This window comes from Streptomyces altiplanensis (assembly GCF_053591575.1).
In genome coordinates, this window is record NZ_JBSFUB010000068.1 from 1 (window position 1) to 24,036 (window position 24,036).

Consider the following 24,036-nt stretch of genomic DNA (forward strand, 5'->3'; position numbering starts at 1 on the left):
CCTTCATCGTGGCCCGCGAGCTCTCCCGGCCGCGCAACGCGTCGGGCTGCGCCGAGCACCCCGGCTCGCCCATCGACCCGACCGCCCCGGTGTCCTTCCGGCGGCCGGGGACGTGCTCACAGGAGGAGTCAGAAGCCGCGGCGGGCGCCGCCGTCGACCGGGAGCATGATGCCCGTCAGGTACGACGCGGCCGGGGACAGCAGGAACGCGGCCGCCTTGCCGAACTCCTCCGGCGTGCCGTAACGGCCCAGCGGGATGCGCGACTCGTTGGCCGCGCGCGCCGCGTCGCTGTCGCCGGACAGGGCGTCCAGCTCGCGCACCCGGTCCGTGTCGATCCGGGCCGGCAGCAGGCCCACCACGCGGATGCCCCGCGGGCCCAGGTCGTCGGCGAGGGACTTCGCGAAGCCGGCCAGCCCCGGCCGCAGGCCGTTCGAGATGGTGAGGCCGGAGATCGGTTCGTGGACCGATCCGGACAGGACGAAGCCGATGACACCGCCCTCGGAGAGCTCGGCCGCCGCCGCGCGGGCCAGCCGTACCGCTCCGAGGAAGACGGAGTCGAAGGCCGCCTGCCACTGCTCGTCCGTGTTGTCGGCCGCGGAGCCCGGCGTCGGGCCGCCGACGCTGATGAGAATGCCGTCGAAGCGCCCGAAGTGCGCGCGGGCGGCCGCGATCAGACGCCCGGCCGCCGCGGGATCGGCGTTGTCCGCGGCGACCGCCACCGCGTTCGGGCCGAGCTCCGCGGCGGCGTCGGCGGCCGTCTTCGCGTCACGGCCGCTCACGACGACCTTCGCGCCTTCCTGGGTGAGCCGGCGCGCGGAGGCGAAGCCGAGCCCGCGACTGGCTCCGGTGACGACGTACACCCGGTCCTTCAGTTCAAGATCCATGGGGTCATCCTGCCGTCTCCGCACGGTCGAGGGCGAGCGCGGACCCCACCAGTCCGATATGACTGAACGCCTGGGGGAAGTTTCCGAGCTGCCGCCCGGAGGCCGGGTCGTACTCCTCGGCGAGCAGCCCCACGTCGTTGCGCAGCGACAGCAGCCGCTCGAAGAGCTCCCGGGACTCCTTCGTCCGGCCCGTCATCCGCAACGCGTCGACCAGCCAGAACGAGCAGGCCAGGAAGGTGCCTTCGTCGCCCGGCAGCCCGTCGACGGTGCGGCCGTCCGTGCTGTAGCGGCGGATGAAGCCGCCGTGGCCGAGCTCGGACTGCACCGCCTCGACCGTCCCGACGACCCGCGGATCGTCCGGCGGCAGGAAGCCGGTCCGGGGGATGAGGAGCGTGGCGGCGTCCAGTTCGGTGGAGCCGTACCACTGCGTGAAGGTGTTGCGCTCGGGGTCGTACCCCTTCTCGCAGACCTCCCGGTGCACCTCGTCGCGCATCGCCCGCCACCGGTCCGCGTCGCCGGGCAGCGTCGGGTCCTCCTCCAGGGCGCGCACGGCGCGGTCGGCCGCGACCCACGCCATCACCTTGGAGTGCACGAAGTGCCGGCGCGGCCCCCTGACCTCCCACAGGCCCTCGTCCGGCTCGCGCCAGTTGGACTCCAGGAAGCCGAGCAGACTGAGCTGGAGGTTCCACGCCTGCGGCTTGGGGCGCAGGCCCGACGCTCTCGCCAGGTGCAGGGAGTCGATGACCTCGCCGTACACGTCGAGCTGGAGCTGATCGACGGCCGCGTTGCCGGTGCGGACGGGCCGGGAACCCTCGTATCCGCCCAGCCACGGCAGGTCCGTCTCGGGAAGCCTGCGCTCACCGGCGAGCCCGTACATGATCTGGAGGTCGGCCGGGTCGCCCGCGACCGCCCGCAGCAGCCAGTCGCGCCAGGCCCCGGCCTCTTCGGTGTAGCCGGCGGCGACGAGCGCGCCGAGGGTGAGGGTGGAGTCGCGCAGCCAGCAGTAGCGGTAGTCCCAGTTGCGTACGCCGCCGATCTCCTCCGGGAGCGAGGTGGTGGGGGCGGCGACGATGCCGCCGGTCGGGGCGTACGTGAGTGCCTTGAGGGTGATGAGGGAGCGCAGCACGGCTTCGCGGTACGGGCCTTCGTACCGGCAGTGGGCGGCCCACTCCTCCCAGTCGTGGAGGCTGTGCTCCAGGCCCTCGTAGGGGTCGATGAATTCGGGCTGCGGCTCGTGCGACGGGTGCCACGTCATGACGAACGCCACCTTCTCGCCCTCGGCGACGGTGAACGAAGAGTAGGTGGTGTACTGCTGGCCCCAGGTCTTCACCCGGTCCGTGGCGTCGCAGCGCAGCCAGACGGAGTCGGGCCCCGCGATGGCCACCCGGTGGCCGTTCGTGCGGCGCATCCACGGCACGATGTTGCCGTAGTCGAAGCGCAGCCGGAGCGTGGAGCGCATCGACACCGCGCCCGAAAGGCCCTCGACGATCCGTACGACATCGGGGGCCCGGTCGCGCTGCGGCATGAAGTCGGTGACCTTGACCGTGCCGGAGCTGGTCTCCCAGACCGACTCCAGGATGAGGCTGTTCCCCCGGTAGGACCGGCGTGTGCAGGAACCCCCGCCGGACGGGGCGATGCGCCAGTGCCCGTTCTCCTCGTCACCGAGCAGCGCGGCGAAGCAGGCGGCCGAGTCGAAGCGGGGCAGGCAGAGCCAGTCGATGGAACCGTCTCTGCCGACCAGTGCCGCGGTCTGCAGGTCCCCGATGAGCGCGTAGTCCTCGATGAGTTGGGTCACGCCCACTCGTGTTCCCACGGCGGGACGGCGTTAAGCCGTATCCGGGGGAACGGCGGACGCCGGCTCAGGCGTCGGCGGTGGCCGGCTCGGCCGGTGTCCCCTCGCCGGTTCCGCCCGCCCCGCCCGCCCCGCCGGACTCGGCGGCCTGTGCGCGGTCGCGCAGTTCGCGGCGTACGAGAACGACCCAGCCGACCGGCACCGCGGCGGCGAACAGCCACCACTGCACGGCGTACGCCATGTGCGGGCCGATGGAGTCGGCGTCGGGCTCGGGCACGAGCTGCGGCTTCGGACCGGCCGGGACGGGCTCGGTCTGCTCGATGTACCCGCCGAGGACGGGCCGCGAGAGCGTCTTTGCCTGCTGCTCGCTGTTGATCAGCATGACCTGGCGGGGCGGCAGGCCGCTCAGGTCCTTGATGCCGCTGCCCGCCGTCGTCTCGTCGGCCTTGAGCCGCCCGGTGACGGTGACCTCGCCCTTGGGGGCGGCCGGGATCTCGGGGAACGCCTGCTGGTCGGCGCCGAAGGGGACCCAGCCGCGGTTGACGAGGACGGCGCGGCCGTCGTCCATGACCAGCGGGGTGAGGACATGGAAGCCGACCTGGTCGTCGGCGTCGGTCCTGCGGCGTACGACGACTTCGTGCGCGGTGTCGTAGGTACCGGTGGCGGTCACCCGGCGCCAGTAGTCGGCGCGCGGAACGTCGTGCCCGGGGGAGGTGATGTCACCGACGGGCAGGGGCTTCGCCCTGAGGTTGCCCGAGATCAGCTCGTTCTGCGCGACCCGGTGCTGGTGACGGTGCAGCTGCCAGAATCCCAGTTCCACCATGGTGGGAATGAGGGCGAGCATCAGGAGGGTGAGGATCACCCACTGCCGGGACAACAGGAAGCGGTACACGTCCTTGACGTTACCTGGCGCGCGGTGCTCCCCGGCGGGTGGGTCACCCGCCGGGGGCGGGCCCCGCATGTGCGCCGCGGCGCCGGGCCCCGGCGTCAGACCTTGTCGACGATGCCCACCTTCCCCTCCGCGCGCGCGCAGTGCGCGCTGCAGAACCAGCGGCCCTCGGCCTCCACGCCCTGGCCGATGATCTGGACCCGGCAGTGTTCGCAGATCGGCGCCATCCGGTGGATGGCGCAGGAGAAGCAGTCGAAGACGTGCACCGCGCCCTGCGCGTGCACCTCGAAGGACATGCCGTAGTCGTTTCCGCATACTTCGCAACGTGCCATGCGCCACAGGGTGGGACGCCGGGCGGCGGCTGGGCGAGCGGTCGGCGGGCGAGTCGCGTGCCAATCACCCGTCTGCCGGGGCCTGCCCGTGCCGCGGGGCCTGCCCCTCGGCCGCGACCACGTCCCGAAGCAGCTGGGTGAAGGCGGCCTCGTCGACGACGGGGGTGCCGAACGCCTTGGCCTTGACCGTCTTGGAGGTGGCCGAGTCGGGATCGTTGGTGACGAGCAGACTGGTGAGCCGGGACACGCTCGTCGCGATGTGCAGTCCCGCCTCGACCGCCCGGTCCTCCAGCAGCTCGCGGTCCACGGACGTGTCGCCCGAGAACGCCACCCGCATGCCCTGCCGGAGCAGCTTGCCCGGCTCGTACCGCCCTGGGTTCGGGTACGGGCAGGCCGGACGCTTGCGCGAAGGGCGCCAGCTCGCGCCGCCCGCTCCCCGGTACGACGGCTGGTAGCCGGCCCGGGGGGCCGGGGGCGAGTCCGACCACTCGGTGAGCGGCCGGCATTCGAGCAGCGGCAGCCGCACCCCGCCTTGCGCCGCCGCGTGCAGGCTCGGGCGGAACGCCTCGGCGAGCACGCGCGCGTCGTCGAGGGCGTGGTGCGCCCGCTGCTGTACGACGCCGAAGTGCGCGGCCAGGGACTCCAGCTTGTGGTTGGGCAGGGGGAGCCGGAGCTCCTTGGAGAGCGCGATGGTGCACAGCCGCTGCTGTACGGGCGCGGTGCGTTCGGCGCGCGCGTACTCCCGGGCGATCATCGACCAGTCGAACATCGCGTTGTGCGCGACGAGCACCCGGCCGTCGAGCCGCTCGGACAGCTCGGCCGCGATGTCCGGGAACAGCGGGGCGTCCGCGAGCACGTCGCTGGTCAGCCCGTGGATCCAGACGGGGCCCGGGTCGCGCTCGGGGTTGACCAGCGTGTACCAGTGGTCCTCGACGTCCCCCCGGTAGTCCAGCCGGTAGACGGCAGCGGAGATTATCCGGTCGTCACGCGCGAGTCCGGTGGTCTCCACGTCGACGACTGCGTACCCCTTCGGGTAGGCGGTCGGCCACGGCGCTGCTGTCGAGTGGTCTTCGAGCATGGTCATTGAGGATACGGGCCCCCGCTGACAGCCCCGGCCGCCCGGGTGCGCGGACCGCAGGCGGGGCGGGTCGGTACGCGCCCGGCGGCGGCCCGGGTGAGACCCTCCCCGGGTGACCGACCTGACGCATGACGAAGCCCACGGCGGGGGCCTCGGCTCCCGGCTGAACTGGCTGCGCGCCGGCGTGCTCGGGGCCAACGACGGCGTCGTCTCCACCGCCGGCATCGTCGTCGGCGTCGCCGGGGCGACCGACGAGCGGTCCGCGCTCCTGACGGCGGGCCTCGCGGGACTGCTGGCCGGGTCGATGTCGATGGCGGCGGGGGAGTACGTATCGGTGTCGACGCAGCGCGACTCGGAGGAGGCGGCGCTGGCCGAGGAGAGGCGCGAACTGCGGGAGGAACCGGAGGCGGAGCTGGACGAACTCACCCGGATGCTGGCGGCGCGCGGCCTGTCCGAGGACGTGGCGCGCGAAGCCGCCCAGCAGCTCACCGAACGCGACGCGCTGCGCGCGCACGCGCGCGTGGAGCTCGGAATCGACCCCGAGGACCTCACGAACCCCTGGCACGCGGCGGGCGCCAGCTTCATCGCCTTCACGGTGGGCGCGCTGCTCCCCCTCCTGGCGATCGTCCTCCCGCCGGCCTCCTGGCGCCTTCCGGTCACGGTCGTCTCGGTCCTGATCGCCCTGGCCCTGACCGGCTGGGGCAGCGCCAGACTGGGCGCGGCGCCGTCCCGCCCGGCGGTGCTGCGGAACATGGCGGGCGGCGCGCTGGCGATGGCGGTGACGCACGGGGCGGGGCTGCTGCTGGGGGCGGCGGGGGTCTAGCGGCTCAGGGCCCGAGGTGATCCTGCAACCTCCGGGGAACAGCGCTCCGAGCCCCTGGTGCGGCACCACAGCGGCAAGGCCGAGGGCCGGCCGGCTGAGGATCTGCAGAGTGGGCAGCCGCCGCAGCGCGGTCAGCGGGGACGGACCGCACAGTCCGGGGCCCTGTGGAAGAACAGCGCTTCCAGCGAGGTGCGACCGGTGCTCTCCGGCGGGACTCCGTGCTCGCCTTCGAGGCGGGCCCGCTGACAAGCCGTCTCACATACTTGTCGGTAACAACCCCTAGCCGGGCGCTCCGCACCACCTCTATCGTGCGGGCATGCCGAACCTGCCCGATGTCGTGCTGTGGTCGATACCGGCCTTCGTCCTGCTCACCGTCGTCGAGATCGTGAGCTACCGCCTGCATCCCGACGAGGACGCCGCCGGTTACGAGACCAAGGACGCCGTCACCAGCGTCAGCATGGGGCTCGGCAGCATCGCGTTCGACTTCCTCTGGAAGATCCCGATCGTCGCGATCTACACGGCGGTGTACGAGCTGACGCCCGCCCGCGTCCCCCTCCTGTGGTGGACGGTCCCGCTGATGCTGCTCGCCCAGGACTTCTTCTACTACTGGTCCCACCGCGGCCACCACGTCGTCCGCGTCCTGTGGGCCTGCCACGTCGTCCACCACTCCAGCCGCAGGTTCAACTTCACCACCGCCCTGCGCCAGCCCTGGACGAGTCTCACCGTCTGGCCGTTCTACCTGCCGCTGATCGCGTGCGGCGTGCACCCGGCCGCGCTCGCGTTCTGCTCGTCCGCGAACCTCGTCTACCAGTTCTGGGTGCACACCGAGCGGGTCGGCACGCTGCCGCGTCCCTTCGAGTACGTCCTGAACACGCCGTCCCACCACCGTGTCCACCACGCCTCCCAGGGCGGCTACCTGGACCGGAACTTCGGCGGCATCCTGATCGTCTGGGACCGGCTCTTCGGCTCTTTCGCGGCCGAGACCGAGCGGCCCGTCTACGGCCTGACCAAGAACATCGAGACCTACAATCCGCTGCGCGTCGCGACCCACGAGTACGCCGCCATCGTCCGCGACGTACGGGCGGCGGCCACCTGGCGCGAGCGCGCGGGCCGGATCTTTCGCGGTCCCGGCTGGCAGCCGCGTCCGGCGGAGCCGGCCGTGACCGGGCAGGCGCGGGAAACCGCCGCGTGAGCGCCGGTACGGGCGTCGCCGGAACCGGTTCCCGCGCGGGCGGCGGGGCGGCCCCGGGCCGGCGTGCGGCGTGGGCCCGGGGGCTCCTGGCCGCCTTCGCCGTCGCGGTCCTCGCCGACCTCGGCTCGCTCGTCACCGGGGCGGGCACCGGCCACCTGATCGCCAAGCCGCTGCTGATGCCGCTGCTCGCGGCGTACGCGGCCGTGCGCGGCGCACCGCACACGCTGGTCGTCGCGCTGCTCCTCGGCTGGGGCGGCGACGTGTTCCTGCTCGCCGGGGCCGACTGGGCCTTCATGGCCGGCATGGGCTGCTTCGCCGCCGGACACGTCTGCTACCTCGTGCTGTTCCGGCGCGGCCGTACGTCCAGGGCGCTCGGCGCCGGGTACGCCGTCGCCCTCGTCGCCACCGTCGCCCTCCTGTGGCCCGGCCTGCCCGCGGAACTGCGCGTCCCGGTCGTCGGATACAGCCTGCTGCTCACCCTCATGGCGCTTCGCGCGAGCGGAACCGGCCTGTACGCCGGACTCGGCGGCGCGCTCTTCCTGCTCTCCGACACCCTCATCGCCACCGGCGTCGCCGGATGGCCGCAGCTGCCCGCCCCCGACTTCTGGGTCATGCTCACCTACACGGCCGCGCAGTACCTGCTGGTCATGGGTGTGCTGGGGCGTCAGGAAGCCCCGGCCGCCCCGTCGGCGTACCGGGAAGGCCGCACGAGCGTCTGAGCGCCAGGGGTCCGGCCCGCGGGGGACAGCACGACGCGGGCCGCCCGGTACCGAAGAGGACCGGGCGGCCCGCGCACTCGTGCCGCGTTCCTTACTTCTCGGTCACGGCGTCCAGCGCGTCGGCGATGCCGGCGCCGTAGTAGCCGTTGTAGTTCTTGCCGCCCTCACAGGTGGTGGCCTCGATCCAGTTGCCGGCCGCGTCGTAGACGTGGCTCGGGCAACCCGGGTTGTCGGCCTGCTTCTTGAGCAGGCGCTGGAGCTGCGCGGGGCTCGCCTTCGGGTGCGCGCTCTTGAGGAGCGCGGCGACGCCCGCGACGTGCGGGGTGGCCATCGACGTGCCCTGCTTGTAGCCGTACTCGCCGCCCAGGACGGTCGACAGCACCCGGCCGTTGGCGTCCGGCGTGGCCGGGATCTGCCACTTGTCGCCGCCGGGGGCCGCGACGTCGGCGACGCCGTACCCGTAACTGGAGAAGTACGACTTGACGTTCTTGACGCCCGTCGAGGTGACCGTCACGACACCGGGCAGCTGGGTCGGCGCGTCCAGGCACTCGGACGGGTCGATGATCCGGTCACCGGGGGTGGTGTCGTTGGGGCTGGAGTCGTCGAGGATCTCGTCGGCCGACAGGTCGAAGTCCGAGTTGCCCGCCGCCGCGACGTTCAGGGCGCCCTTGCGCTCCGCGTACTTCGTGGCACGCGTCAGGGAGTCCAGCAGGGCCTTCTGGTCCGGGTCGTCCTTGCAGTTGAACATCCACGGGTCGACGTAATAGCTGTTGTTCGTCACGTCGATGTCGTGCTCGGCGGCCCAGACGAAGCCGCAGACGACCGCCTCGGTGAAGAAGAGGCTGGTGCCCGGCTCGCTGACCTTGATGCCCGCCAGCTTCACGCCCGGCGCGACACCGGCGACGCCGAGTCCGTTGCGCGGAGAGGCGATCGTACCGGCGACGTGCGTGCCGTGGTCGCTGCCGTCGGTGTACGGACGCCAGGCGCCCTCCGACGAATCCGCCACGCCGCCCACGCAGTTGGCCGACTGGGACTTGGAGAAGTTCGGCGCGAGATCCGGGTGGGTGTCGTCGACACCGGTGTCGATCACACCGACGGTGACGTCACGGCTGCCGTCGTTGACCTTGGCCGCCTTGTCCGCGCCGATGGCGCGGATGTCCCACTGGTTCGCCTCCAGCGGTTCCTGACCGGGCGCCGCCGCCGCGGCGGCCTTCGCCGCCTCGGTCGCGGACAGCTTCTGCGTGGTGCCCTCCTCGGTGATCCCGACCGGCGTGAGCGGTGCGGTGCGGGTCGCGCCCGCCGAAGACACCCCCTTGGCCCTGCGTATCTGCTGGCCGAAGTCCGGATTCTGCGAGTGGACGACGATGACGCCAATCTGGTCGTACGCCTTCACCACGGTGCCGCCGGCCCTGGCTATCGCCCGCTTCACCGAAGCGCTCGCACCGTGGCCGCCCTTGGTGTTGACCACGTACGACATCTTCGGCCCGGTGGCGGTCGCCGTCGCGGCGGGTTCGTCCAGCGGCGCGGCCGAAGCGGCCGTTCCGGGCAGGAAGCCGAGCGAAGCCGTGAGAGCCAGTCCGACGGGCAGCGCCAGTGCGCGCTGCCGTCTGGATCCCAGATGAGCCATGGGTTCTCCACATCATCCGTGAGAGCCGCCCCTCGCGCGGGTGCGCAGGGGCGGGTACATGACGAGTGAAGCTAGCGCCGATCACACGTGCGGATCAATGTGTTGGGAAAAGAAATGGCGGATGCCGAACCGAATCGTCGTGCGATCCGTGCCGTTGTCAGGGGGACGGGCACCACCACTTCCCCCACCAGCGAGGTCACATTGACCATCCCAGCCGAACCCGCGTCGCGAGGAGAATCCGTGGCAACCGATGCACCACCGCCCCAGGGCGCCCCGGGCCAGATCCGAACAGGGCACACGACACAAGAGTTCGTCGAGGTGCAGGAGAGTGCGGAGTTCGGTGAACTGCGCCGTTCCCACCGCTCCTTCGCCTTTCCCCTGACCATCGCCTTCATCGCCTGGTACCTGCTGTACGTCCTGCTGTCCAACTACGCGGGCGGCTTCATGGGCACCAAGGTCCTCGGCAACATCAACGTGGCTCTCGTCCTGGGCCTGGCCCAGTTCGTCACCACCTTCCTCATCGCCTGGTTCTACTCGCGTCATGCCGCCACGCAGCTCGACCCGAAGTCCGAGGCCATCAAGTCCCGTATGGAGGGCGACGCATGAGCACCGCGCTGACCACGGCGGCCACGGTCCGGCTCGCCGCCGCCGGCGACGCCAGTGAGCACCGGCCGCTGATCATCACCCTCTTCGGACTTTTCGTCGTCGCCACCCTTTTCATCACGGTATGGGCGGGCCGCCAGACCAAGAGCGCCTCCGACTTCTACGCCGGCGGCCGCCAGTTCACCGGTTTCCAGAACGGCCTCGCCATCTCCGGCGACTACATGTCCGCCGCGTCCTTCCTCGGCATCGCCGGTGCCATCGCCCTCTTCGGATACGACGGCTTCCTCTACTCCATCGGCTTCCTGGTCGCCTGGTTGGTCGCGCTGCTCCTCGTCGCCGAGCCGCTGCGCAACTCCGGCCGCTACACGATGGGCGACGTTCTCGCGTACCGCATGCGCCAGCGCCCCGTGCGCACCGCCGCGGGCACCTCCACCATCGTGGTGTCGATCTTCTACCTGCTCGCGCAGATGGCGGGCGCGGGCGTCCTGGTCTCGCTGCTCCTCGGCATCACCAACGACGCCGGCAAGATCCTGATCGTCGCCCTCGTCGGCATCCTGATGATCGTGTACGTCACCATCGGCGGCATGAAGGGCACCACCTGGGTCCAGATGGTCAAGGCCGTCCTGCTCATCGCCGGCACCCTGCTGATCACTTTCCTGATCCTGCTGAAGTTCAACTTCAACCTCTCCGACCTGCTCGGCACGGCGGCCTCCAACAGCGGCAAGGGCTCGGCGTTCCTGGAGCCCGGCCTCAAGTACGGTGCCACCGGGACCTCCAAGCTCGACTTCATCTCGCTCGGCGTCGCCCTGGTCCTCGGCACCGCCGGCCTGCCGCACATCCTGATCCGCTTCTACACGGTCCCCACCGCCAAGGCCGCCCGTAAGTCCGTGAACTGGGCGATCGGCATCATCGGCGCCTTCTACCTGATGACCATCGTGCTCGGCTTCGGCGCCGCGGCCCTGCTCAAGCCCGGCGACATCATCGCCTCCAACAAGGCGGGCAACACGGCGGCCCCGCTGGCCGCCCTGGAGATCGGCGGCGGCGCCGGCTCGACCGGCGGCGCGATCCTGCTCGCCGTGATCTCGGCGGTCGCCTTCGCCACCATCCTCGCGGTGGTGGCGGGCCTCACCCTGGCGTCCTCGTCGTCGTTCGCGCACGACATCTACGCCAACGTCATCCGGCGCGGCAAGGCCACCGAGAAGGAAGAGGTGAGCGCCGCCCGCTGGGCGACCGTGGCCATCGGCGTCGTCTCCATCGCGCTGGGCGCACTCGCCCGCGACCTGAACGTGGCCGGTCTGGTCGCCCTCGCCTTCGCGGTCGCGGCGTCCGCCAACCTGCCGACGATCCTCTACAGCCTGTTCTGGAAGAAGTTCACGACGCAGGGCGCCCTGTGGTCCATCTACGGCGGTCTGACCGCGTCCGTGGGCCTCGTGCTGTTCTCGCCGGTCGTCTCCTCCAAGCCCACCTCGATGTTCCCGGGCGTGGACTTCGCCTGGTTCCCGCTGGAGAACCCCGGGCTGATCTCGATCCCGCTCGGCTTCCTGCTCGGCTGGGTCGGGTCCGTCCTGTCCAAGGACGAGCCGGACAAGGGCAAGTACGCGGAGCTGGAGGTCAAGTCGCTCACCGGCATCGGCGCGCACTGAACGCACCGGCAGCCCCTTTCCCGCAGCTGTGCCCCGTGGCCGCGTCGTAGAGTCGTACGACGCGGCCACACCGCTCCTCGTGGTATCGGGCCCCTCGTGTTGTCAGAGGTGTCGCGTAGGCTCGACAGCGTTCGAGACAGACGAATTCCGGATCGGGGAGGGGGCCGAGGATGCTTATCGACACTTATGGCCGTGTTGCCACTGACCTGCGTGTTTCGCTCACCGACCGCTGCAATCTGCGCTGTACGTACTGCATGCCCGAGGAGGGTCTGCAGTGGCTGGCGAAGCCGGATCTGCTCACGGACGACGAGATCGTGCGGCTGATCGGCATCGCCGTGACCGACCTCGGCGTGACCGAGGTGCGCTTCACCGGCGGAGAGCCGCTGCTGCGCCCGGGGCTCGTCGGGATAGTCGAGCGGTGTGCCGCCCTCGCGCCGCGCCCCAAGATGTCCCTGACGACCAACGGCATCGGCCTCAAGCGCACCGCCACCGCACTCAAGGCGGCCGGTCTGGACCGGGTCAACGTCTCACTCGACACCCTGCGCCCCGACGTCTTCAAGACCCTGACCCGCCGCGACCGCCACTACGACGTCATCGACGGCATGGCGGCCGCCCGCGACGCGGGCCTGACCCCGGTCAAGGTCAACGCCGTGCTGATGCCCGGACTCAATGACGACGAGGCCCCCGACCTGCTCGCCTGGGCCGTCGAGAACGACTACGAGATGCGCTTCATCGAGCAGATGCCGCTCGACGCCCAGCACGGCTGGAAGCGCGACGGAATGATCACCGCCGGTGACATCCTGGATTCCCTGCGGACGCGCTTCACTCTCACCGCGGAGGGCGAGGACGAACGGGGCTCGGCTCCGGCCGAGCGCTGGACCGTCGACGGCGGTCCCCACCGCGTCGGCGTCATCGCCTCCGTGACGCGGCCGTTCTGCCGGGCCTGCGACCGGACCAGGCTCACCGCCGACGGTCAGGTGCGCACGTGTCTGTTCGCCCGCGAGGAGTCGGACCTGCGCGGCGCCCTGCGCTCCGGCGCCCCGGACGAGGAGATAGCCCGGCTCTGGAAGCTGGCGATGTGGGGCAAGAAGGCGGGCTCCGGTCTCGACGACCCGTCCTTCCTCCAGCCCGACCGCCCGATGTCAGCCATCGGAGGCTGAAGCGTTCACCGGTCGCCCCCGGCGGCGGGCTCCTCCCACTCCTCCAGCGTCACGACGTCCTTCAGGAAACCGCGTACGCCGAGGAACTGGGAGAGGTGCTCACGGTGCTCGTCGCACGCGAGCCACGTCTTGCGGCGCTCCGGAGTGTGCAGCTTCGGGTTGTTCCAGGCGAGCACCCATACGGCGGCGGAGCGGCAGCCCTTGGCGGAGCAGACGGTGGCACCGGGGCCTGCCGAACCGGGAAAAAGAAGGGAATCAGGGGAGTTCACGCACTCAACCCTAGGTCAAAAAGGCGACGCCGAGCAGCCACGGGGGGAGCTGCCCGGCGTCGGTCCGTCGCTCCGACGGGGGATGCGGAGCGCCTACGAAGTATGTCACGCGACACAGGGTGCGGTGCACCGGAACTTCATGATTGATCTGAGCTTTTATTGAGCTTCGAAGACCGTCCGGGGTCAGCTCCGGTCGTGCTGCTCCTGCCCGCCGACCCGGTCCGCCGCTTCCGGTGCGGGTTCCGCGTCGGCCGGTTCGGAAGGGGCCTCCAGGGCCGGCCGCACGGGCGTCGGAAGGTGGACCGAGGGCAGGGAAGAGGCGTTCTCCCGCCCCCCGTTGGCGATGACCACGGCGATGTACGGGAGGAGGAGCCCCAGTGCCAGGGCCACGACCGCGACGTGCCGCTCCACGTTCCACAAGGTCGCGGCCAGGATCACCGCGGCGGTCCGTACCAGCATCGAGATGACGTAACGACGCTGCCGGCCGCGCACGTCGTCGGTCAGCCCCTGCCGGGCGCCGGTGATCCGGAAGACCTCGACGCTGTTGTGCTTCCGCATCACGTTCCACCACCCGATTCCGCGCCGGCTGTTCCCTGACCGGACCCCATCCACGGTACGCCGATGCTCCGCCGCCTTCGAGAGCGGGGCGTGCTCGGCCCGGACACCCCGCCACCGCCGGGTCACGTATGGAGGTGTCCGACATGCGCCGTACGGGCGGCTGTCCGAAACTGGGCGGACATGCGCACACCGCGCCGCACGAGGAGGCGACATGAGTTGGTTGTGGGCGATCATCGTGGGTCTGGTCCTGGGTCTGCTCGCCAAGGCGATCATCCCGGGCAAGCAGCAGATCCCACTGTGGTTGACGGTAATTTTCGGAATCCTCGGCAGCATCGTCGGCAACGCTGTCGCCGCGGGGATCGGCGTCGAGGACACCAGGGGAATCGACTGGATCCGGCACCTGCTCCAGCTGATCGGTGCCGTGGTGATCGTCGGACTCGGCGACATGCTCTGGGCGTCGATGAAGGGCAGGAAACAGCGGGCCTGAGTGCAGGTACGCGGACGCGCGCCCGCGCGCACGGAAAAGCGGCCGGGCGTGGCATCACGCTCCCGGCCGCTTCTCGTCGCGCAAGTGACTCAGCCGGCCGCGACCTCGATCGCCGCCAGGTTCTTCTTGCCGCGCCGCAGCACGAGCCAGCGGCCGTGCAGCAGGTCCTCGGGCGCCGGTACGGCGTCCTCGTCGGTGACCTTGACGTTGTTCACGTAGGCCCCGCCCTCCTTGACCGTGCGGCGGGCCGCCGACTTGCTCGGCGCCAGCCCCACCTCCACGAACAGGTCCACGACGGATCCGAGCGCGGCGACCTTGGCGTGCGGCAGCTCGGACAGGGACGCGCCCAGCGTCGCCTCGTCGAGCCCGGCGAGCTCGCCCTGGCCGAACAGCGCCTTCGACGCCGCGATGACCGCCGCGCACTGCTCTTCGCCGTGCACCAGCGTCGTCAGCTCCTCGGCCAGCGCACGCTGGGCGGCACGGGCCTGCGGGCGCTCCTCGGTGAGCTTCTCCAGCTCCTCGAGCTCCTCGCGGCTCTTGAAGCTGAGGATGCGCATGTACGGCGAGACGTCCCGGTCGTCCACGTTCAGCCAGAACTGGTAGAACGCGTACGGCGTCGTCATCTCCGGGTCGAGCCAGACGGCCCCGCTCTCGGACTTGCCGAACTTCGTCCCGTCCGCCTTGACCATCAGCGGCGTCGCCAGCGCGTGCACCTCGGCGCCCGGCTCCAGGCGGTGGATCAGGTCGAGACCCGCGGTGAGGTTGCCCCACTGGTCGCTGCCGCCCTGCTGGAGCGTGCAGCCGTGGCGCCGGTAGAGCTCCAGGAAGTCCATGCCCTGGAGCAGCTGGTAGCTGAACTCCGTGTAGCTGATCCCCTGGTCGGACTCCAGCCGCCGGGCCACCGAGTCCTTGGCGAGCATCTTGCTCACCCGGAAGTGCTTGCCGATGTCCCGCAGGAACTCGATCGCGGACATCCCCGCGGTCCAGTCCAGGTTGTTGACCATGGTGGCCGCGTTCGGACCCTCGAAGGACAGGAAGGGCTCGATCTGGGCACGCAGCCGCCTCACCCAGTTCGCGACCGTCTCCGGGTCGTTCAGCGTGCGCTCGGCGGTCGGCCGCGGGTCACCGATCTGGCCGGTGGCCCCGCCCACCAGGGCGATCGGCCGGTGCCCGGCCTGCTGGAGCCTGCGGACGGTGAGGACCTGCACGAGGTGCCCCACGTGCAGGCTCGCCGCCGTCGGGTCGAAGCCGCAATAGAAGGTGACCGGACCGTCCGCGAGCGCCTTGCGCAGTGCGTCCTCGTCAGTGGACTGGGCGAACAGCCCGCGCCACTTCAGGTCGTCGACGATGTCCGTCACGGTCTTGTCTCTCCTCGAACGTGCTTCGATGCTTCATCGGTGTCGATGCGGATTGCTTCCGGCCAGTGTATGGGCGTCACACGCCCCGGCTGACCGAGCTCATGTTGAAGTCCGGGACGCGCAGCGCCGGCATCGCGGCCCGGGTGAACCAGTCGCCCCACTCGCGCGGCAGTGTCTTCTCGCTGCGCCCGGCCTCGGCGGCCCGCGACAGCAGGCCGACCGGCGACTCGTTGAACCGGAAGTTGTTCACCTCGCCGGTGACCTCGCCGTTCTCGACGAGATAGACGCCGTCCCGGGTCAGCCCGGTCAGCAGCAGCGTCGCCGGGTCGACCTCGCGGATGTACCAGAGGCAGGTGAGCAGCAGGCCGCGCCCGGTGTCCGCGACCATCTCCTCCAGCGAACGCCCGTCCCCGCCGTCCAGGATCAGGTTGCCGATCGCCGGGGCCACCGGCAGCCCGGTCAGCCCCGCGCTGTGCCGGGTCGTGACCAGGTGCTCCAGCCGCCCGTCCCGCATCCAGTCCGTGGCGGTCAGCGGCAGCCCGTTGTCGAAGACCGACGAGTCGTCCCCGGAGGTGTGCGCGACGACGAAGGGCGCCGATTCCAGGCCCGGCTCGTTCGGGTCGCTGCGCAGCGTCAGGGGCAGCTCGGACAGCGTCTCGCCGACCCTGGTCCCCCCGCCCGGCCTGCTGAACACCGTCCGGCCCTCCGCCGCGTCCCGGGCCGCCGCCGACCACAACTGGTAGATCAGCAGGTCGGCGACGGCGGTCGGCGGCAGCAGCGTCTCGTACCGCCCGGCCGGGAGGTCGATCCGGCGCTCGGCCCAGCCGAGGCGCTTGGCCAGCTCGGCGTCGACGGCGGCCGGATCCACGTCCTTGAAGTCCCGCGTGGAGTACCCGGCCCAGGCCGAGCGCGTACGGTCCGGCGACTTGGCGTTGATCTCCAGCGTGCCGTTGGGCTGGTCGTGACGCAGGCGCAGACCCGTCGACGTACCGAGATAGGTGGAGGTCATCTCGTGGTTCGCGAAGCCGTACAGCTCACGGCCGCCGGCCCGGGCGCGGGCGAATGCCTCGCCGAGCGCGGGCGCGAAGTCGGCGAAGACACCGGACGAGGTCTCGGCGGGCGCGTCCGTGAAGTCGGGGGAGGCGGGCACCCCGGAGACCAGCGGCTGGGCGTCCTCGGCCGGGCCGGCGGCGCGCGCGGCGGCCTCGGCGGCCCGTACCAGAGGCTCCAGCTCGTCGGCGGTGACGGCCGACCGCGACACCACACCGGACGCCGTCCCCTGCGCCCCGTCGACGGTCGCGATCACGGTGAGGGTGCGTCCGCGCGTGACGCCGTTCGTGGTGAGCGCGTTGCCCGCCCAGCGCAGATTGGCGGAGGAGTCCTCGTCGGCGATGACCACGCAGCCGTCGGCCGTGGAAAGCTCCAGAGCCCGCTCGACGGTCTCGTACGGCTTGACTGTGCGGCTCATCGGCCGGCCTCCTGCGTGGTGTTCAAGATGGTGACGTCGCGGAACAGGGCCGAGGGGCAGCCGTGCGAGACGGCCGCGACCTGGCCCGGCTGGGCCTTGCCGCAGTTGAAGGCACCGCCGAGCACATACGTCTGCGGGCCGCCGACCTTCTCCATCGAGCCCCAGAAGTCGGTGGTCGTCGCCTGGTACGCCACATCGCGCAGCTGGCCCGCGAGCCGGCCGTTCTCGATCCGGAAGAAGCGCTGTCCGGTGAACTGGAAGTTGTAGCGCTGCATGTCGATCGACCAGGAGCGGTCGCCGACGACGTAGATGCCGCGCTCGACCCCGCCGATCAGGTCCTCGGTCGAAAGGCCCCCCGGATCCGGTTGAAGCGACACGTTCGCCATGCGCTGCACCGGCACATGGGCGGGGGAGTCGGCGTAGGCGCAGCCGTTCGACCGTCCCAGGCCCGTCAGCTTCGCGATGCGCCGGTCCAGCTGGTAGCCGGTGAGCGTCCCGTCCTTGATCAGGTCCCAGGACTGCGCCTCGACGCCCTCGTCGTCGTAACCGACGGTCGCCAGCCCGTGCTCGGCGGTCCTGTCACCCGTCACGTTCATGACCGGCGACCCGTACGCCAGCTTCCCGAGCTGGTCGAAGGTGGCGAAGGAGGTCCCGGCGTACGCCGCCTCGTAGCCCAGTGCCCGGTCCAGCTCGGTCGCGTGCCCGATCGACTCGTGGATGGTCAGCCACAGGTTCGAGGGGTCCACCACCAGGTCGTACGTGCCCGCCTCGACGCTCGGCGCGCGCATCTTCTCGGCGAGCAGCGACGGGATCCCGGCCAGCTCGGCGTCCCAGTCCCAGCCGGTCCCCAGCAGGTACTCCCAGCCGCGCCCGACCGGCGGCGCGATCGTCCGCATCGAGTCGAACTCGCCGGTCGTGCCGTCCACCGCGACCGCGGTCAGCTGCGGGTGCAGCCGCACCCGCTGCTGCGTGGTGACGGTGCCCGCCGTGTCCGCGTAGAACTTGTTCTCCTGCACGGTCAGCAGCGAGGCGTCCACGTGCGCGACGCCGTCGGCCGCCAGCAGCCGCGCGCTCCAGTCGGCGAGCAGCCCCGACTTCTCCGCGTCGGCCACGTCGAAGGGGTTGATCTCGTACGACGAGACCCACGTCCGGTCCGCGTGCACCGGCTCGTCCGCCAGCTCCACCCGCTCGTCGGACCCGGCCGCCCTGATCACCTTCGCCGACAGCTTCGCCATCGCCACCGCCTGGCCCGCGACCCGCGCGGCGGCGTCCATGCTCAGGTCCACCCCGGACGCGAACCCCCAGCTGCCGTCGTGCACCACCCGTACCGCGTACCCGAGGTCCGTGGTGTCGGAGGAACCCGACGGCTTGGCGTCGCGCAGCCGCCAGGACGCGCTGCGCACCCGCTCGAAGCGGAAATCGGCATGGTCGGCGCCCAGCGCACGGGCGCGTGCGAGCGCCGCGTCGGCGAGCGCGCGCAGCGGCAGCGCCGTGAACGCTTCGTCGATGGAATGAGGCACAGAGACTCCTGTCTTCGGGACCGGTTCTCAAATCATGTCGCGCCCGGCCACCTGTTGCCCACCGCTTTCTGTAGGGATCCGACAGTGACTTCTCCGTGGTGCTGTCAGGCCCCGATTCTCCGTACGTGGTCCGGTACCGATAGTTTCGGTCGGTACCAGACCGCTATGGAAAGGGTGATCCGTTGAGCCGCTCGGTTCTCGTCACCGGAGGAAACCGGGGCATCGGCCTCGCCATCGCCCGCGCTTTCGCCGAAGCAGGCGACAAGGTCGCGTTCACGTACCGTTCCGGCGAACCGCCGGCCGCCCTCGCCGAACTCGGCTGCCTCGCCGTCAGGTGCGACATCACCGACACCGAGCAGGTGGAGCAGGCCTACAAGGAAATCGAGGAGAAGCACGGCCCCGTGGAGGTGCTGGTGGCCAACGCCGGCGTCACCAGGGACCAGCTCCTCATGCGCATGTCCGAGGAGGACTTCACGTCCGTACTCGACACCAACCTCACCGGCACCTTCCGGGTCGTCAAGCGCGCCAACCGCGGCATGCTGCGCGCCAAGAAGGGGAGGGTCGTGCTGATCTCCTCGGTCGTCGGGCTCCTCGGGTCGGCGGGCCAGGCGAACTACGCCGCCTCCAAGGCCGGTCTGGTCGGATTCGCGCGTTCCCTCGCCCGTGAGCTGGGCTCGCGCAACATCACCTTCAACGTCGTCGCGCCCGGGTTTGTCGACACCGACATGACCCAGGCGCTCAGCGACGAGCAGCGCCAGGGCATCGTCGCCCAGGTGCCGCTCGGCCGCTACGCGCAGCCGGAGGAGATCGCCGCCACGGTGAGCTTCCTCGCCTCCGACGCCGCGTCGTACATCACTGGAGCCGTCATCCCGGTTGACGGCGGATTGGGCATGGGTCACTGATCACATGAGTGGAATCCTCGACGGCAAGCGCATCCTCGTCACGGGTGTGCTGATGGAGTCCTCCATCGCCTTCCACACCGCCAAGGTGGCCCAGGAACAGGGTGCCGAAGTCATCCTGACCGCCTTCCCCCGTCCCACGCTGACCGAGCGCATCGCGAAGAAGCTGCCGAAGCCGGCCAAGGTCATCGAGCTGGACGTGACCAACACCGAGCACCTCGACCGCCTCGAAGGCCTGGTCCGTGAGGAGCTCGGCGGCCTCGACGGCGTCGTGCACTCCATCGGCTTCGCCCCCCAGGACGCGCTCGGCGGCAACTTCCTCAACACGCCCTTCGAGTCCGTCGCCACCGCGATGCACGTCTCGGCGTTCTCGCTGAAGTCGCTCACCATGGCCTGCCGCCCCCTGATGGGCAGCGGCAGCTCGGTCGTCGGCCTCACCTTCGACGCCCAGTTCGCCTGGCCGCAGTACGACTGGATGGGTCCGGCCAAGGCCGCGCTGGAGGCCACCTCCCGCTACCTCGCCCGCGACCTGGGCCCGGAGAACATCCGCTGCAACCTCATCTCCGCCGGACCGCTCGCCTCCATGGCCGCGAAGTCCATCCCCGGCTTCTCGGAGCTGGCGGGCGTCTGGGACAACCGCTCCCCGCTGAAGTGGGACATGTCCGACCCGGAGCCGGCCGGCCGCGGCGTCGTCGCGCTGCTCTCCGACTGGTTCCCGATGACGACCGGCGAGATCATCCACGTCGACGGCGGCCTGCACGCGATCGGCGCGTAATCGCAGTCAGTTCTCACGAAGCCGCGCGACCGTCCGGCGGACGGTCGCGCGGCTTCCGTGCGCCGCGGGCCGTTCCGTTCCCGCCGCCACCGCGCATCGGGCGAGTCGGCGTCGAGGAGGAGGCGGCGTACCCGCGAGACCGGCGGCCCGGCGGCCGCGCGCGTGATCCCCTCCCCGGAGCCGTCCCGGGTCCGCCCCGAGTCGAAAAGACCGGCGACTCCCCGCAGACTGAGGAAACCGGGACGTACCCGGCGCTCTGTGGGGAGGAGGTGGCGCATGTGTGCCCGTCGAACCGTCGAGCGGCAGCCGGCGTGCTGTCCTTGGTCGCCCTCGCCGGACTGGCTGCCCCCGCCGTCACCGAGCGCGCGGCGGACCCCGGGCAGGAGCCTGCGGAGAAGACCGCGCTCGCGCTTTCCGGCTCCACCTGCCGGACGGCCGTCGAGGGCTCCCGTGTCGTGGCGTACTGCCACAACCCGTATCCCGAGTCCGACCTGGTGCGTCTGCACATCGAGTGCGAACGCTGGTGGGACCTCGACGCGGACGGCACCCCCGTCGAGGTGGGCCCCGCGCAGACGGTGCGGCTGACCGACCGCTGCTGGAAGGAAGTCCGCACGGCCTGGGTCAGCCACCACCGGATGTAGTGCCCTCCCGCAACAGCGCCTTCCCGCCGCGACCGCCCCCTCCCGCGACCGCCCCCGTCGCGCCCGGCCCTGCCGCCCAGGCCCCTACCGCACCCGGTCCCCGAGGCACTTGAAGGAGTACCCCGCCGCCTCGGCGGCCGCCGTCTGGGCGTCCTGCGCGCGGATCGCCTCGATCAGCCGTCCGTGGTCCATGTGGTCCTCGGGGCGCAGCTCCTGCCCCACGTCGTCGCGCAGCCAGTCGCGCAGCAGGTCGCCGAGGTCGGCGTAGAGCCCGATGAGTACGTCGTTGTGCGAGGCGGCGACCACGGCCAGATGCAGCGTCGCGTCCGCGCGGACGAAGAGCTCCGCGTCGCCCGTGGCCCACGCCTCCTCGCGCCGCGCGAGCACTGCGTCCAGCTGCCGCACGTCCCGTTCGGTACGCCGCTCGGCGGCCAGCCGGGCCGCCGAGGACTCCAGGGTCGAGCGCAGCTCCGCGATGTGGCGGGGGTCGGCGTCCGCGAACCGGCGGTGCATGACGCCGGCCAGCTCGCTGGTGGCGATGACGTACGTACCGGAGCCCTGCCGGATGTCCAGCAGTCCGTTGTGCGCGAGCGCGCGCACCGCCTCGCGGACGGTGTTGCGGGCCACTCCCAGCTGTTCGACCAGCTCGGGCTCGGTCGGGATGCGCGAGCCCACGGGCCACTCTCCCGAGGTGATCTGGTGGCGCAGCTCGGTGATCACCTGGTCGGCGAGGGCCGAACGCCGGGGGGAGGTCAACGCCATGGTGCTCCTCGTTCGCGGTTCGCGCGGGATCAGGGGGCGGGATCAGGGAAGTGGACAACCAATCATCCCATGATTCTATGATGGTTCCATGCCCGACGACGAGACCAGGACCCTGAGCCCCGCCGCCCCCACCGTTCCCACCGCACCGGCCGACCCCGCGGAGAGCCCCGCTTCCGTACCGTCCGTACCGCGAGAACAGCGAAAGCGGCCGGTCTGGGTGACCCGGACCGTGGTCCTCGGACTCGTCCTCGCCGCGCTCAATCTCCGCCCGGCCATCACCAGTCTCGGCCCGCTCCTCGAAGAGGTCCGCGCCGGACTCGGCATGAGCGGCAGCGTCGCGGGCCTCCTGACCTCCGTACCGCCGCTGTGCTTCGCGGTCTTCGGCCTCACCGCCCCGCGGCTCGCCCGTCGCTTCGGCCCCGGCGCGATCGTCTGCGCGGGCATGGCCGCCATCGCGGCCGGCCTGCTGATCCGCCCCTACCTGGGCGGTACGGCAGGATTCCTCGCGGCCAGCGCGCTCGCCCTCATGGGCATCGCGCTGAGCAACATCCTGATGCCGGTCATCGTCAAGCGCTGGTTCCCCGACCGCGTCGGCCAGATGACCGGGCTGTACTCGATGGCTCTCGCGCTCGGCACCGCGCTCGCCGCGGCCGCCACCGTGCCCCTGACCCAGGCGCTGGGCGGCAGTTGGCAGACCGGCCTCGCGGTGTGGGGCACCCTGGCCGCCGTCGCCGTACTGCCCTGGCTCGTCCTCACGCGCCACCCCAGCACCCGGGCGCCCCGGGAGCACACGGCCACCCGGGAGCACGGCGGCGGCCCCGCCCCCACCCTGAGCATCACCCGCAGCCGTACGGCATGGGCACTCGCCTGCTTCTTCGGCCTCCAGGCCACCGCCGCGTACATCACCATGGGCTGGATGCCGCAGATCTTCCGCGACGCGGGAGTCTCCGCGGGCACGGCCGGCGTGCTGCTCGCCGTCACCATGGCGATGGGCATCCCGCTCGCGTTCGTCATCCCCCGCGTCGCCTCCCGCATGCGCACCCAGGGCCCGATCGTCGCCGTCCTCGGCCTCTGCGGCCTCCTCGGTTACGCCGGTCTCTACCTCGCCCCCGCCTCCGGGGCCTGGGCGTGGGCCCTGCTGCTCGGCGTCTCCAACTGCGCCTTCCCGCTGGCCCTGACCATGATCGGGATGCGCGCGAAGAGCGGCGCGGGCGTCGTCCGCCTCTCCGCCTTCGCCCAGAGCACCGGTTACCTGATCTCGATCCCCGGACCACTGCTGGTCGGCGTGCTCTACCAGCACAGCGGCAGCTGGGGCCTGCCGATCGCCCTGATGGCGGGCCTGATGGTGCCGCAGATCGTGGTCGGCACCCTGGCCGGCCGCAACCGCACCATCGAGGAAGAGCTCCGCTGACCCGGTCGGATCCGGATGCGCAAAGGGTGCGAGACTGGCCGTATGCCTGTACTCGACCCCCACCCCCAGAACGGCCAGAAGAAGCTGCTCCTCGTGTTCGGCGCGATGCTCGGCATCACGGTGATCATCGGGATCGTCGCGACCCTGGCTTCGCCGTAAGCCCCGAGGGTGGGGCTGTCCCCACCCTCCCCTAGGGGGCCAGGGTCAGGGTGAAGTGGGTGGGTCACCGGATGGGTTCGCGCGCCCGCACTCCGTAGGTTCGACGTACATCAGCCGGACAACACGACGGAGGCGGCCATGGCGGCCCGCGCACACACCCGGACCCGCCCCCCGGGCCCCCGCGTCGACGTCCGCCTCCCCTGGTGGGCCCTCGTCCTCCCCGCCCTGGCCTTCGTCGTCCTGCTCCTCCTCATCGCCGGGCCCGGCCAGGCGCACGCGGCGACCGGCGATCCGGCGGTCGCGCACCTCGTGGAGCGCATCCAGCAAACCCTGTCCCACTAGCCGCCCGGGCCCCGTTCACTCGTGCTGAGGGAGCCCTTCAACACTCTGCGCCCCGTGGCGCGATTCATGCGAAGCTGGGATGCATGAGCGTCGATACACCCCGCAGGATCGTCCTACTCCGGCACGCGAAGGCCGACTGGCCGGATGTGTCCGACCATGATCGGCCGCTCGCCGACCGGGGCCGCATGGACGCCCCGGTCGCCGGACACCGGCTGGCGGACACGGGCATCACCTTCGACCTGGCTCTGTGCTCGACCGCCACCAGGTGCCGCGAGACCTGGAAGCTGGCCGTACAGGAAATGCCGAGGCGCCCCAAGACCGTCTACGAGGAGCGGCTGTACGAAGCCACCCTCGGCGACATCCTCGCGCTCCTGAACGAGACGCCGGACGACGTGAACAACCTTCTCGTCATCGGACACAACCCCGGCATGCACGCGGCCGCCGACGCCCTCGCGGGCTCCGGCGAGGGCGACGCCCCGGCCCGGATGAGCAGGAGCGGCTTCCCGACCGCGTCGTTCGCGATCATCGGCTTCACCGGCTCCTGGAAGTCGGTGGAGCACGGCGTGGGCAGGCTCCTGGACTACTGGGCTCCGCACGACTGACCGCGACGCCCTTCCCGGTACGACGCGGTACGGGCGGTACGAG

26 protein-coding genes are annotated in these 24,036 nt (G+C 71.1%); 14 read left to right on the forward strand and 12 right to left on the reverse strand.

The window, feature by feature from the left end:
- Positions 1–128: 128 nt before the first annotated feature.
- The 5 genes from ACWD0Y_RS25360 to ACWD0Y_RS25380 all read right to left on the reverse strand — a co-directional run bounded on the left by ACWD0Y_RS25360 (position 129) and on the right by ACWD0Y_RS25380 (position 4,981).
- Positions 129–884 (reverse strand): SDR family oxidoreductase, encoded by a 756-nt coding sequence (locus ACWD0Y_RS25360; RefSeq protein WP_450262618.1) that lies wholly within the window; start codon positions 882–884, stop codon positions 129–131.
- Between the two features lie 4 nt (positions 885–888).
- Positions 889–2,679 carry a glycoside hydrolase family 15 protein gene (locus ACWD0Y_RS25365; protein WP_450262619.1) on the reverse strand — a complete coding sequence of 597 codons (1,791 nt, stop codon included), beginning with the start codon at positions 2,677–2,679 and terminating at the stop codon, positions 889–891.
- A gap of 64 nt (positions 2,680–2,743) precedes the next feature.
- Entirely contained in the window at positions 2,744–3,568 is an 825-nt protein-coding gene (locus tag ACWD0Y_RS25370) for an SURF1 family cytochrome oxidase biogenesis protein (protein ID WP_450262620.1), read from the reverse strand.
- A 95-nt stretch (positions 3,569–3,663) separates the two neighbouring features.
- Complete coding sequence (locus ACWD0Y_RS25375; RefSeq protein WP_093801476.1) at positions 3,664–3,897, reverse strand: hypothetical protein; 234 nt, start codon at positions 3,895–3,897, stop codon at positions 3,664–3,666.
- A gap of 64 nt (positions 3,898–3,961) precedes the next feature.
- The gene (locus ACWD0Y_RS25380; protein ID WP_450262621.1) at positions 3,962–4,981 is read right to left on the reverse strand and encodes a DEDDh family exonuclease; all 1,020 of its coding nucleotides are present in this window, start codon (positions 4,979–4,981) and stop codon (positions 3,962–3,964) included.
- A gap of 106 nt (positions 4,982–5,087) precedes the next feature.
- Between ACWD0Y_RS25380 and ACWD0Y_RS25385 the strand changes: the two genes are divergently transcribed.
- The 3 genes from ACWD0Y_RS25385 to ACWD0Y_RS25395 all read left to right on the forward strand — a co-directional run bounded on the left by ACWD0Y_RS25385 (position 5,088) and on the right by ACWD0Y_RS25395 (position 7,709).
- Positions 5,088–5,798, forward strand: a complete 711-nt coding sequence (locus tag ACWD0Y_RS25385; RefSeq protein WP_450262622.1) for a VIT1/CCC1 transporter family protein — start codon at positions 5,088–5,090, stop codon at positions 5,796–5,798.
- Between the two features lie 316 nt (positions 5,799–6,114).
- Positions 6,115–6,990 (forward strand): sterol desaturase family protein, encoded by an 876-nt coding sequence (locus ACWD0Y_RS25390; RefSeq protein ID WP_450262623.1) that lies wholly within the window; start codon positions 6,115–6,117, stop codon positions 6,988–6,990.
- Complete coding sequence (locus ACWD0Y_RS25395) at positions 6,987–7,709, forward strand: lysoplasmalogenase (RefSeq protein ID WP_450262624.1); 723 nt, start codon at positions 6,987–6,989, stop codon at positions 7,707–7,709. Before ACWD0Y_RS25390 ends, ACWD0Y_RS25395 begins: the two co-directional genes overlap by 4 nt.
- 91 nt (positions 7,710–7,800) lie before the next feature.
- On the opposite strand, the gene ACWD0Y_RS25400 is transcribed toward ACWD0Y_RS25395, so the two are convergent.
- Positions 7,801–9,336: a S8 family peptidase gene (locus tag ACWD0Y_RS25400; protein WP_450262625.1), complete on the reverse strand. Its 1,536-nt coding sequence runs from the start codon at positions 9,334–9,336 to the stop codon at positions 7,801–7,803.
- Between the two features lie 240 nt (positions 9,337–9,576).
- Between ACWD0Y_RS25400 and ACWD0Y_RS25405 the strand changes: the two genes are divergently transcribed.
- The 3 genes from ACWD0Y_RS25405 (at position 9,577) to moaA (ending at position 12,742) form a co-directional block, all read left to right on the forward strand.
- Positions 9,577–9,942, forward strand: coding sequence for a DUF485 domain-containing protein (locus tag ACWD0Y_RS25405; RefSeq protein WP_450262627.1), 366 nt, complete (start codon positions 9,577–9,579; stop codon positions 9,940–9,942).
- Positions 9,939–11,582, forward strand: a complete 1,644-nt coding sequence (locus ACWD0Y_RS25410) for a solute symporter family protein (protein WP_450262628.1) — start codon at positions 9,939–9,941, stop codon at positions 11,580–11,582. Before ACWD0Y_RS25405 ends, ACWD0Y_RS25410 begins: the two co-directional genes overlap by 4 nt.
- A 170-nt stretch (positions 11,583–11,752) precedes the next feature.
- Positions 11,753–12,742, forward strand: coding sequence for a GTP 3',8-cyclase MoaA (gene moaA / locus ACWD0Y_RS25415; RefSeq protein ID WP_450262629.1), 990 nt, complete (start codon positions 11,753–11,755; stop codon positions 12,740–12,742).
- Between the two features lie 5 nt (positions 12,743–12,747).
- On the opposite strand, the gene ACWD0Y_RS25420 is transcribed toward moaA, so the two are convergent.
- Together ACWD0Y_RS25420 and ACWD0Y_RS25425 are read right to left on the reverse strand one after the other, a co-directional pair.
- On the reverse strand, positions 12,748–13,011 hold the full coding sequence (locus ACWD0Y_RS25420) for a hypothetical protein (RefSeq protein WP_093801485.1): 264 nt from the start codon (positions 13,009–13,011) through the stop codon (positions 12,748–12,750).
- Positions 13,012–13,194: 183 nt separating this feature from the next.
- Positions 13,195–13,569 (reverse strand): DUF3099 domain-containing protein, encoded by a 375-nt coding sequence (locus ACWD0Y_RS25425; RefSeq protein WP_450262630.1) that lies wholly within the window; start codon positions 13,567–13,569, stop codon positions 13,195–13,197.
- 211 nt (positions 13,570–13,780) lie between these two features.
- Between ACWD0Y_RS25425 and ACWD0Y_RS25430 the strand changes: the two genes are divergently transcribed.
- On the forward strand, positions 13,781–14,056 hold the full coding sequence (locus tag ACWD0Y_RS25430; protein ID WP_093801487.1) for a GlsB/YeaQ/YmgE family stress response membrane protein: 276 nt from the start codon (positions 13,781–13,783) through the stop codon (positions 14,054–14,056).
- Between the two features lie 89 nt (positions 14,057–14,145).
- On the opposite strand, the gene tyrS is transcribed toward ACWD0Y_RS25430, so the two are convergent.
- The 3 genes from tyrS to ACWD0Y_RS25445 all read right to left on the reverse strand — a co-directional run bounded on the left by tyrS (position 14,146) and on the right by ACWD0Y_RS25445 (position 18,402).
- A complete protein-coding gene (tyrS, locus tag ACWD0Y_RS25435; RefSeq protein ID WP_450262632.1) occupies positions 14,146–15,414 on the reverse strand; it encodes a tyrosine--tRNA ligase in 1,269 nt (422 codons plus the stop codon).
- 76 nt (positions 15,415–15,490) lie between these two features.
- On the reverse strand, positions 15,491–16,882 hold the full coding sequence (locus ACWD0Y_RS25440; protein ID WP_450262633.1) for a metallopeptidase TldD-related protein: 1,392 nt from the start codon (positions 16,880–16,882) through the stop codon (positions 15,491–15,493).
- A complete protein-coding gene (locus ACWD0Y_RS25445) occupies positions 16,879–18,402 on the reverse strand; it encodes a TldD/PmbA family protein (RefSeq protein WP_450262634.1) in 1,524 nt (507 codons plus the stop codon). Before ACWD0Y_RS25445 ends, ACWD0Y_RS25440 begins: the two co-directional genes overlap by 4 nt.
- Positions 18,403–18,584: 182 nt before the next feature.
- On the opposite strand from ACWD0Y_RS25445, the gene fabG reads away from it, so the two are divergent.
- The 3 genes from fabG to ACWD0Y_RS25460 all read left to right on the forward strand — a co-directional run bounded on the left by fabG (position 18,585) and on the right by ACWD0Y_RS25460 (position 20,717).
- Positions 18,585–19,304, forward strand: coding sequence for a 3-oxoacyl-[acyl-carrier-protein] reductase (gene fabG, locus ACWD0Y_RS25450; RefSeq protein WP_450262635.1), 720 nt, complete (start codon positions 18,585–18,587; stop codon positions 19,302–19,304).
- Positions 19,305–19,308: 4 nt separating this feature from the next.
- Complete coding sequence (gene fabI / locus ACWD0Y_RS25455) at positions 19,309–20,076, forward strand: enoyl-ACP reductase FabI (RefSeq protein WP_450262636.1); 768 nt, start codon at positions 19,309–19,311, stop codon at positions 20,074–20,076.
- Positions 20,077–20,354: 278 nt separating this feature from the next.
- Positions 20,355–20,717, forward strand: coding sequence for a hypothetical protein (locus ACWD0Y_RS25460; RefSeq protein ID WP_450262637.1), 363 nt, complete (start codon positions 20,355–20,357; stop codon positions 20,715–20,717).
- An 84-nt stretch (positions 20,718–20,801) separates the two neighbouring features.
- Here the strand turns inward: ACWD0Y_RS25460 and ACWD0Y_RS25465 are convergent, their stop codons facing one another.
- Positions 20,802–21,479, reverse strand: a complete 678-nt coding sequence (locus ACWD0Y_RS25465) for a FadR/GntR family transcriptional regulator (protein ID WP_450262638.1) — start codon at positions 21,477–21,479, stop codon at positions 20,802–20,804.
- Between the two features lie 88 nt (positions 21,480–21,567).
- Between ACWD0Y_RS25465 and ACWD0Y_RS25470 the strand changes: the two genes are divergently transcribed.
- The 4 genes from ACWD0Y_RS25470 (at position 21,568) to ACWD0Y_RS25485 (ending at position 23,993) form a co-directional block, all read left to right on the forward strand.
- The gene (locus ACWD0Y_RS25470) at positions 21,568–22,890 is read left to right on the forward strand and encodes a CynX/NimT family MFS transporter (protein ID WP_450262639.1); all 1,323 of its coding nucleotides are present in this window, start codon (positions 21,568–21,570) and stop codon (positions 22,888–22,890) included.
- Positions 22,891–22,932: 42 nt separating this feature from the next.
- A complete protein-coding gene (locus ACWD0Y_RS25475) occupies positions 22,933–23,049 on the forward strand; it encodes an SGM_5486 family transporter-associated protein (RefSeq protein ID WP_450262640.1) in 117 nt (38 codons plus the stop codon).
- Positions 23,050–23,187: 138 nt separating this feature from the next.
- Complete coding sequence (locus ACWD0Y_RS25480; protein ID WP_450262641.1) at positions 23,188–23,391, forward strand: hypothetical protein; 204 nt, start codon at positions 23,188–23,190, stop codon at positions 23,389–23,391.
- An 83-nt stretch (positions 23,392–23,474) separates the two neighbouring features.
- On the forward strand, positions 23,475–23,993 hold the full coding sequence (locus tag ACWD0Y_RS25485) for a SixA phosphatase family protein (RefSeq protein ID WP_450262642.1): 519 nt from the start codon (positions 23,475–23,477) through the stop codon (positions 23,991–23,993).
- The last annotated feature ends 43 nt before the right edge of the window (positions 23,994–24,036 follow it).

Coding starts and splice junctions, on each gene's coding strand:
- ACWD0Y_RS25375 (WP_093801476.1), bottom strand. CDS start 3,897: ATGGCACGTTGCGAAGTATGCGGAAACGACTACGGCATGTCCTTCGAG.
- ACWD0Y_RS25410 (WP_450262628.1), top strand. CDS start 9,939: ATGAGCACCGCGCTGACCACGGCGGCCACGGTCCGGCTCGCCGCCGCC.
- fabI (WP_450262636.1), top strand. CDS start 19,309: ATGAGTGGAATCCTCGACGGCAAGCGCATCCTCGTCACGGGTGTGCTG.
- ACWD0Y_RS25400 (WP_450262625.1), bottom strand. CDS start 9,336: ATGGCTCATCTGGGATCCAGACGGCAGCGCGCACTGGCGCTGCCCGTC.
- ACWD0Y_RS25475 (WP_450262640.1), top strand. CDS start 22,933: ATGCCTGTACTCGACCCCCACCCCCAGAACGGCCAGAAGAAGCTGCTC.
- ACWD0Y_RS25440 (WP_450262633.1), bottom strand. CDS start 16,882: ATGAGCCGCACAGTCAAGCCGTACGAGACCGTCGAGCGGGCTCTGGAG.
- ACWD0Y_RS25465 (WP_450262638.1), bottom strand. CDS start 21,479: ATGGCGTTGACCTCCCCCCGGCGTTCGGCCCTCGCCGACCAGGTGATC.
- ACWD0Y_RS25430 (WP_093801487.1), top strand. CDS start 13,781: ATGAGTTGGTTGTGGGCGATCATCGTGGGTCTGGTCCTGGGTCTGCTC.
- moaA (WP_450262629.1), top strand. CDS start 11,753: ATGCTTATCGACACTTATGGCCGTGTTGCCACTGACCTGCGTGTTTCG.
- ACWD0Y_RS25380 (WP_450262621.1), bottom strand. CDS start 4,981: ATGACCATGCTCGAAGACCACTCGACAGCAGCGCCGTGGCCGACCGCC.
- ACWD0Y_RS25360 (WP_450262618.1), bottom strand. CDS start 884: ATGGATCTTGAACTGAAGGACCGGGTGTACGTCGTCACCGGAGCCAGT.
- ACWD0Y_RS25470 (WP_450262639.1), top strand. CDS start 21,568: ATGCCCGACGACGAGACCAGGACCCTGAGCCCCGCCGCCCCCACCGTT.
- ACWD0Y_RS25485 (WP_450262642.1), top strand. CDS start 23,475: ATGAGCGTCGATACACCCCGCAGGATCGTCCTACTCCGGCACGCGAAG.
- ACWD0Y_RS25480 (WP_450262641.1), top strand. CDS start 23,188: ATGGCGGCCCGCGCACACACCCGGACCCGCCCCCCGGGCCCCCGCGTC.
- ACWD0Y_RS25390 (WP_450262623.1), top strand. CDS start 6,115: ATGCCGAACCTGCCCGATGTCGTGCTGTGGTCGATACCGGCCTTCGTC.
- ACWD0Y_RS25425 (WP_450262630.1), bottom strand. CDS start 13,569: ATGCGGAAGCACAACAGCGTCGAGGTCTTCCGGATCACCGGCGCCCGG.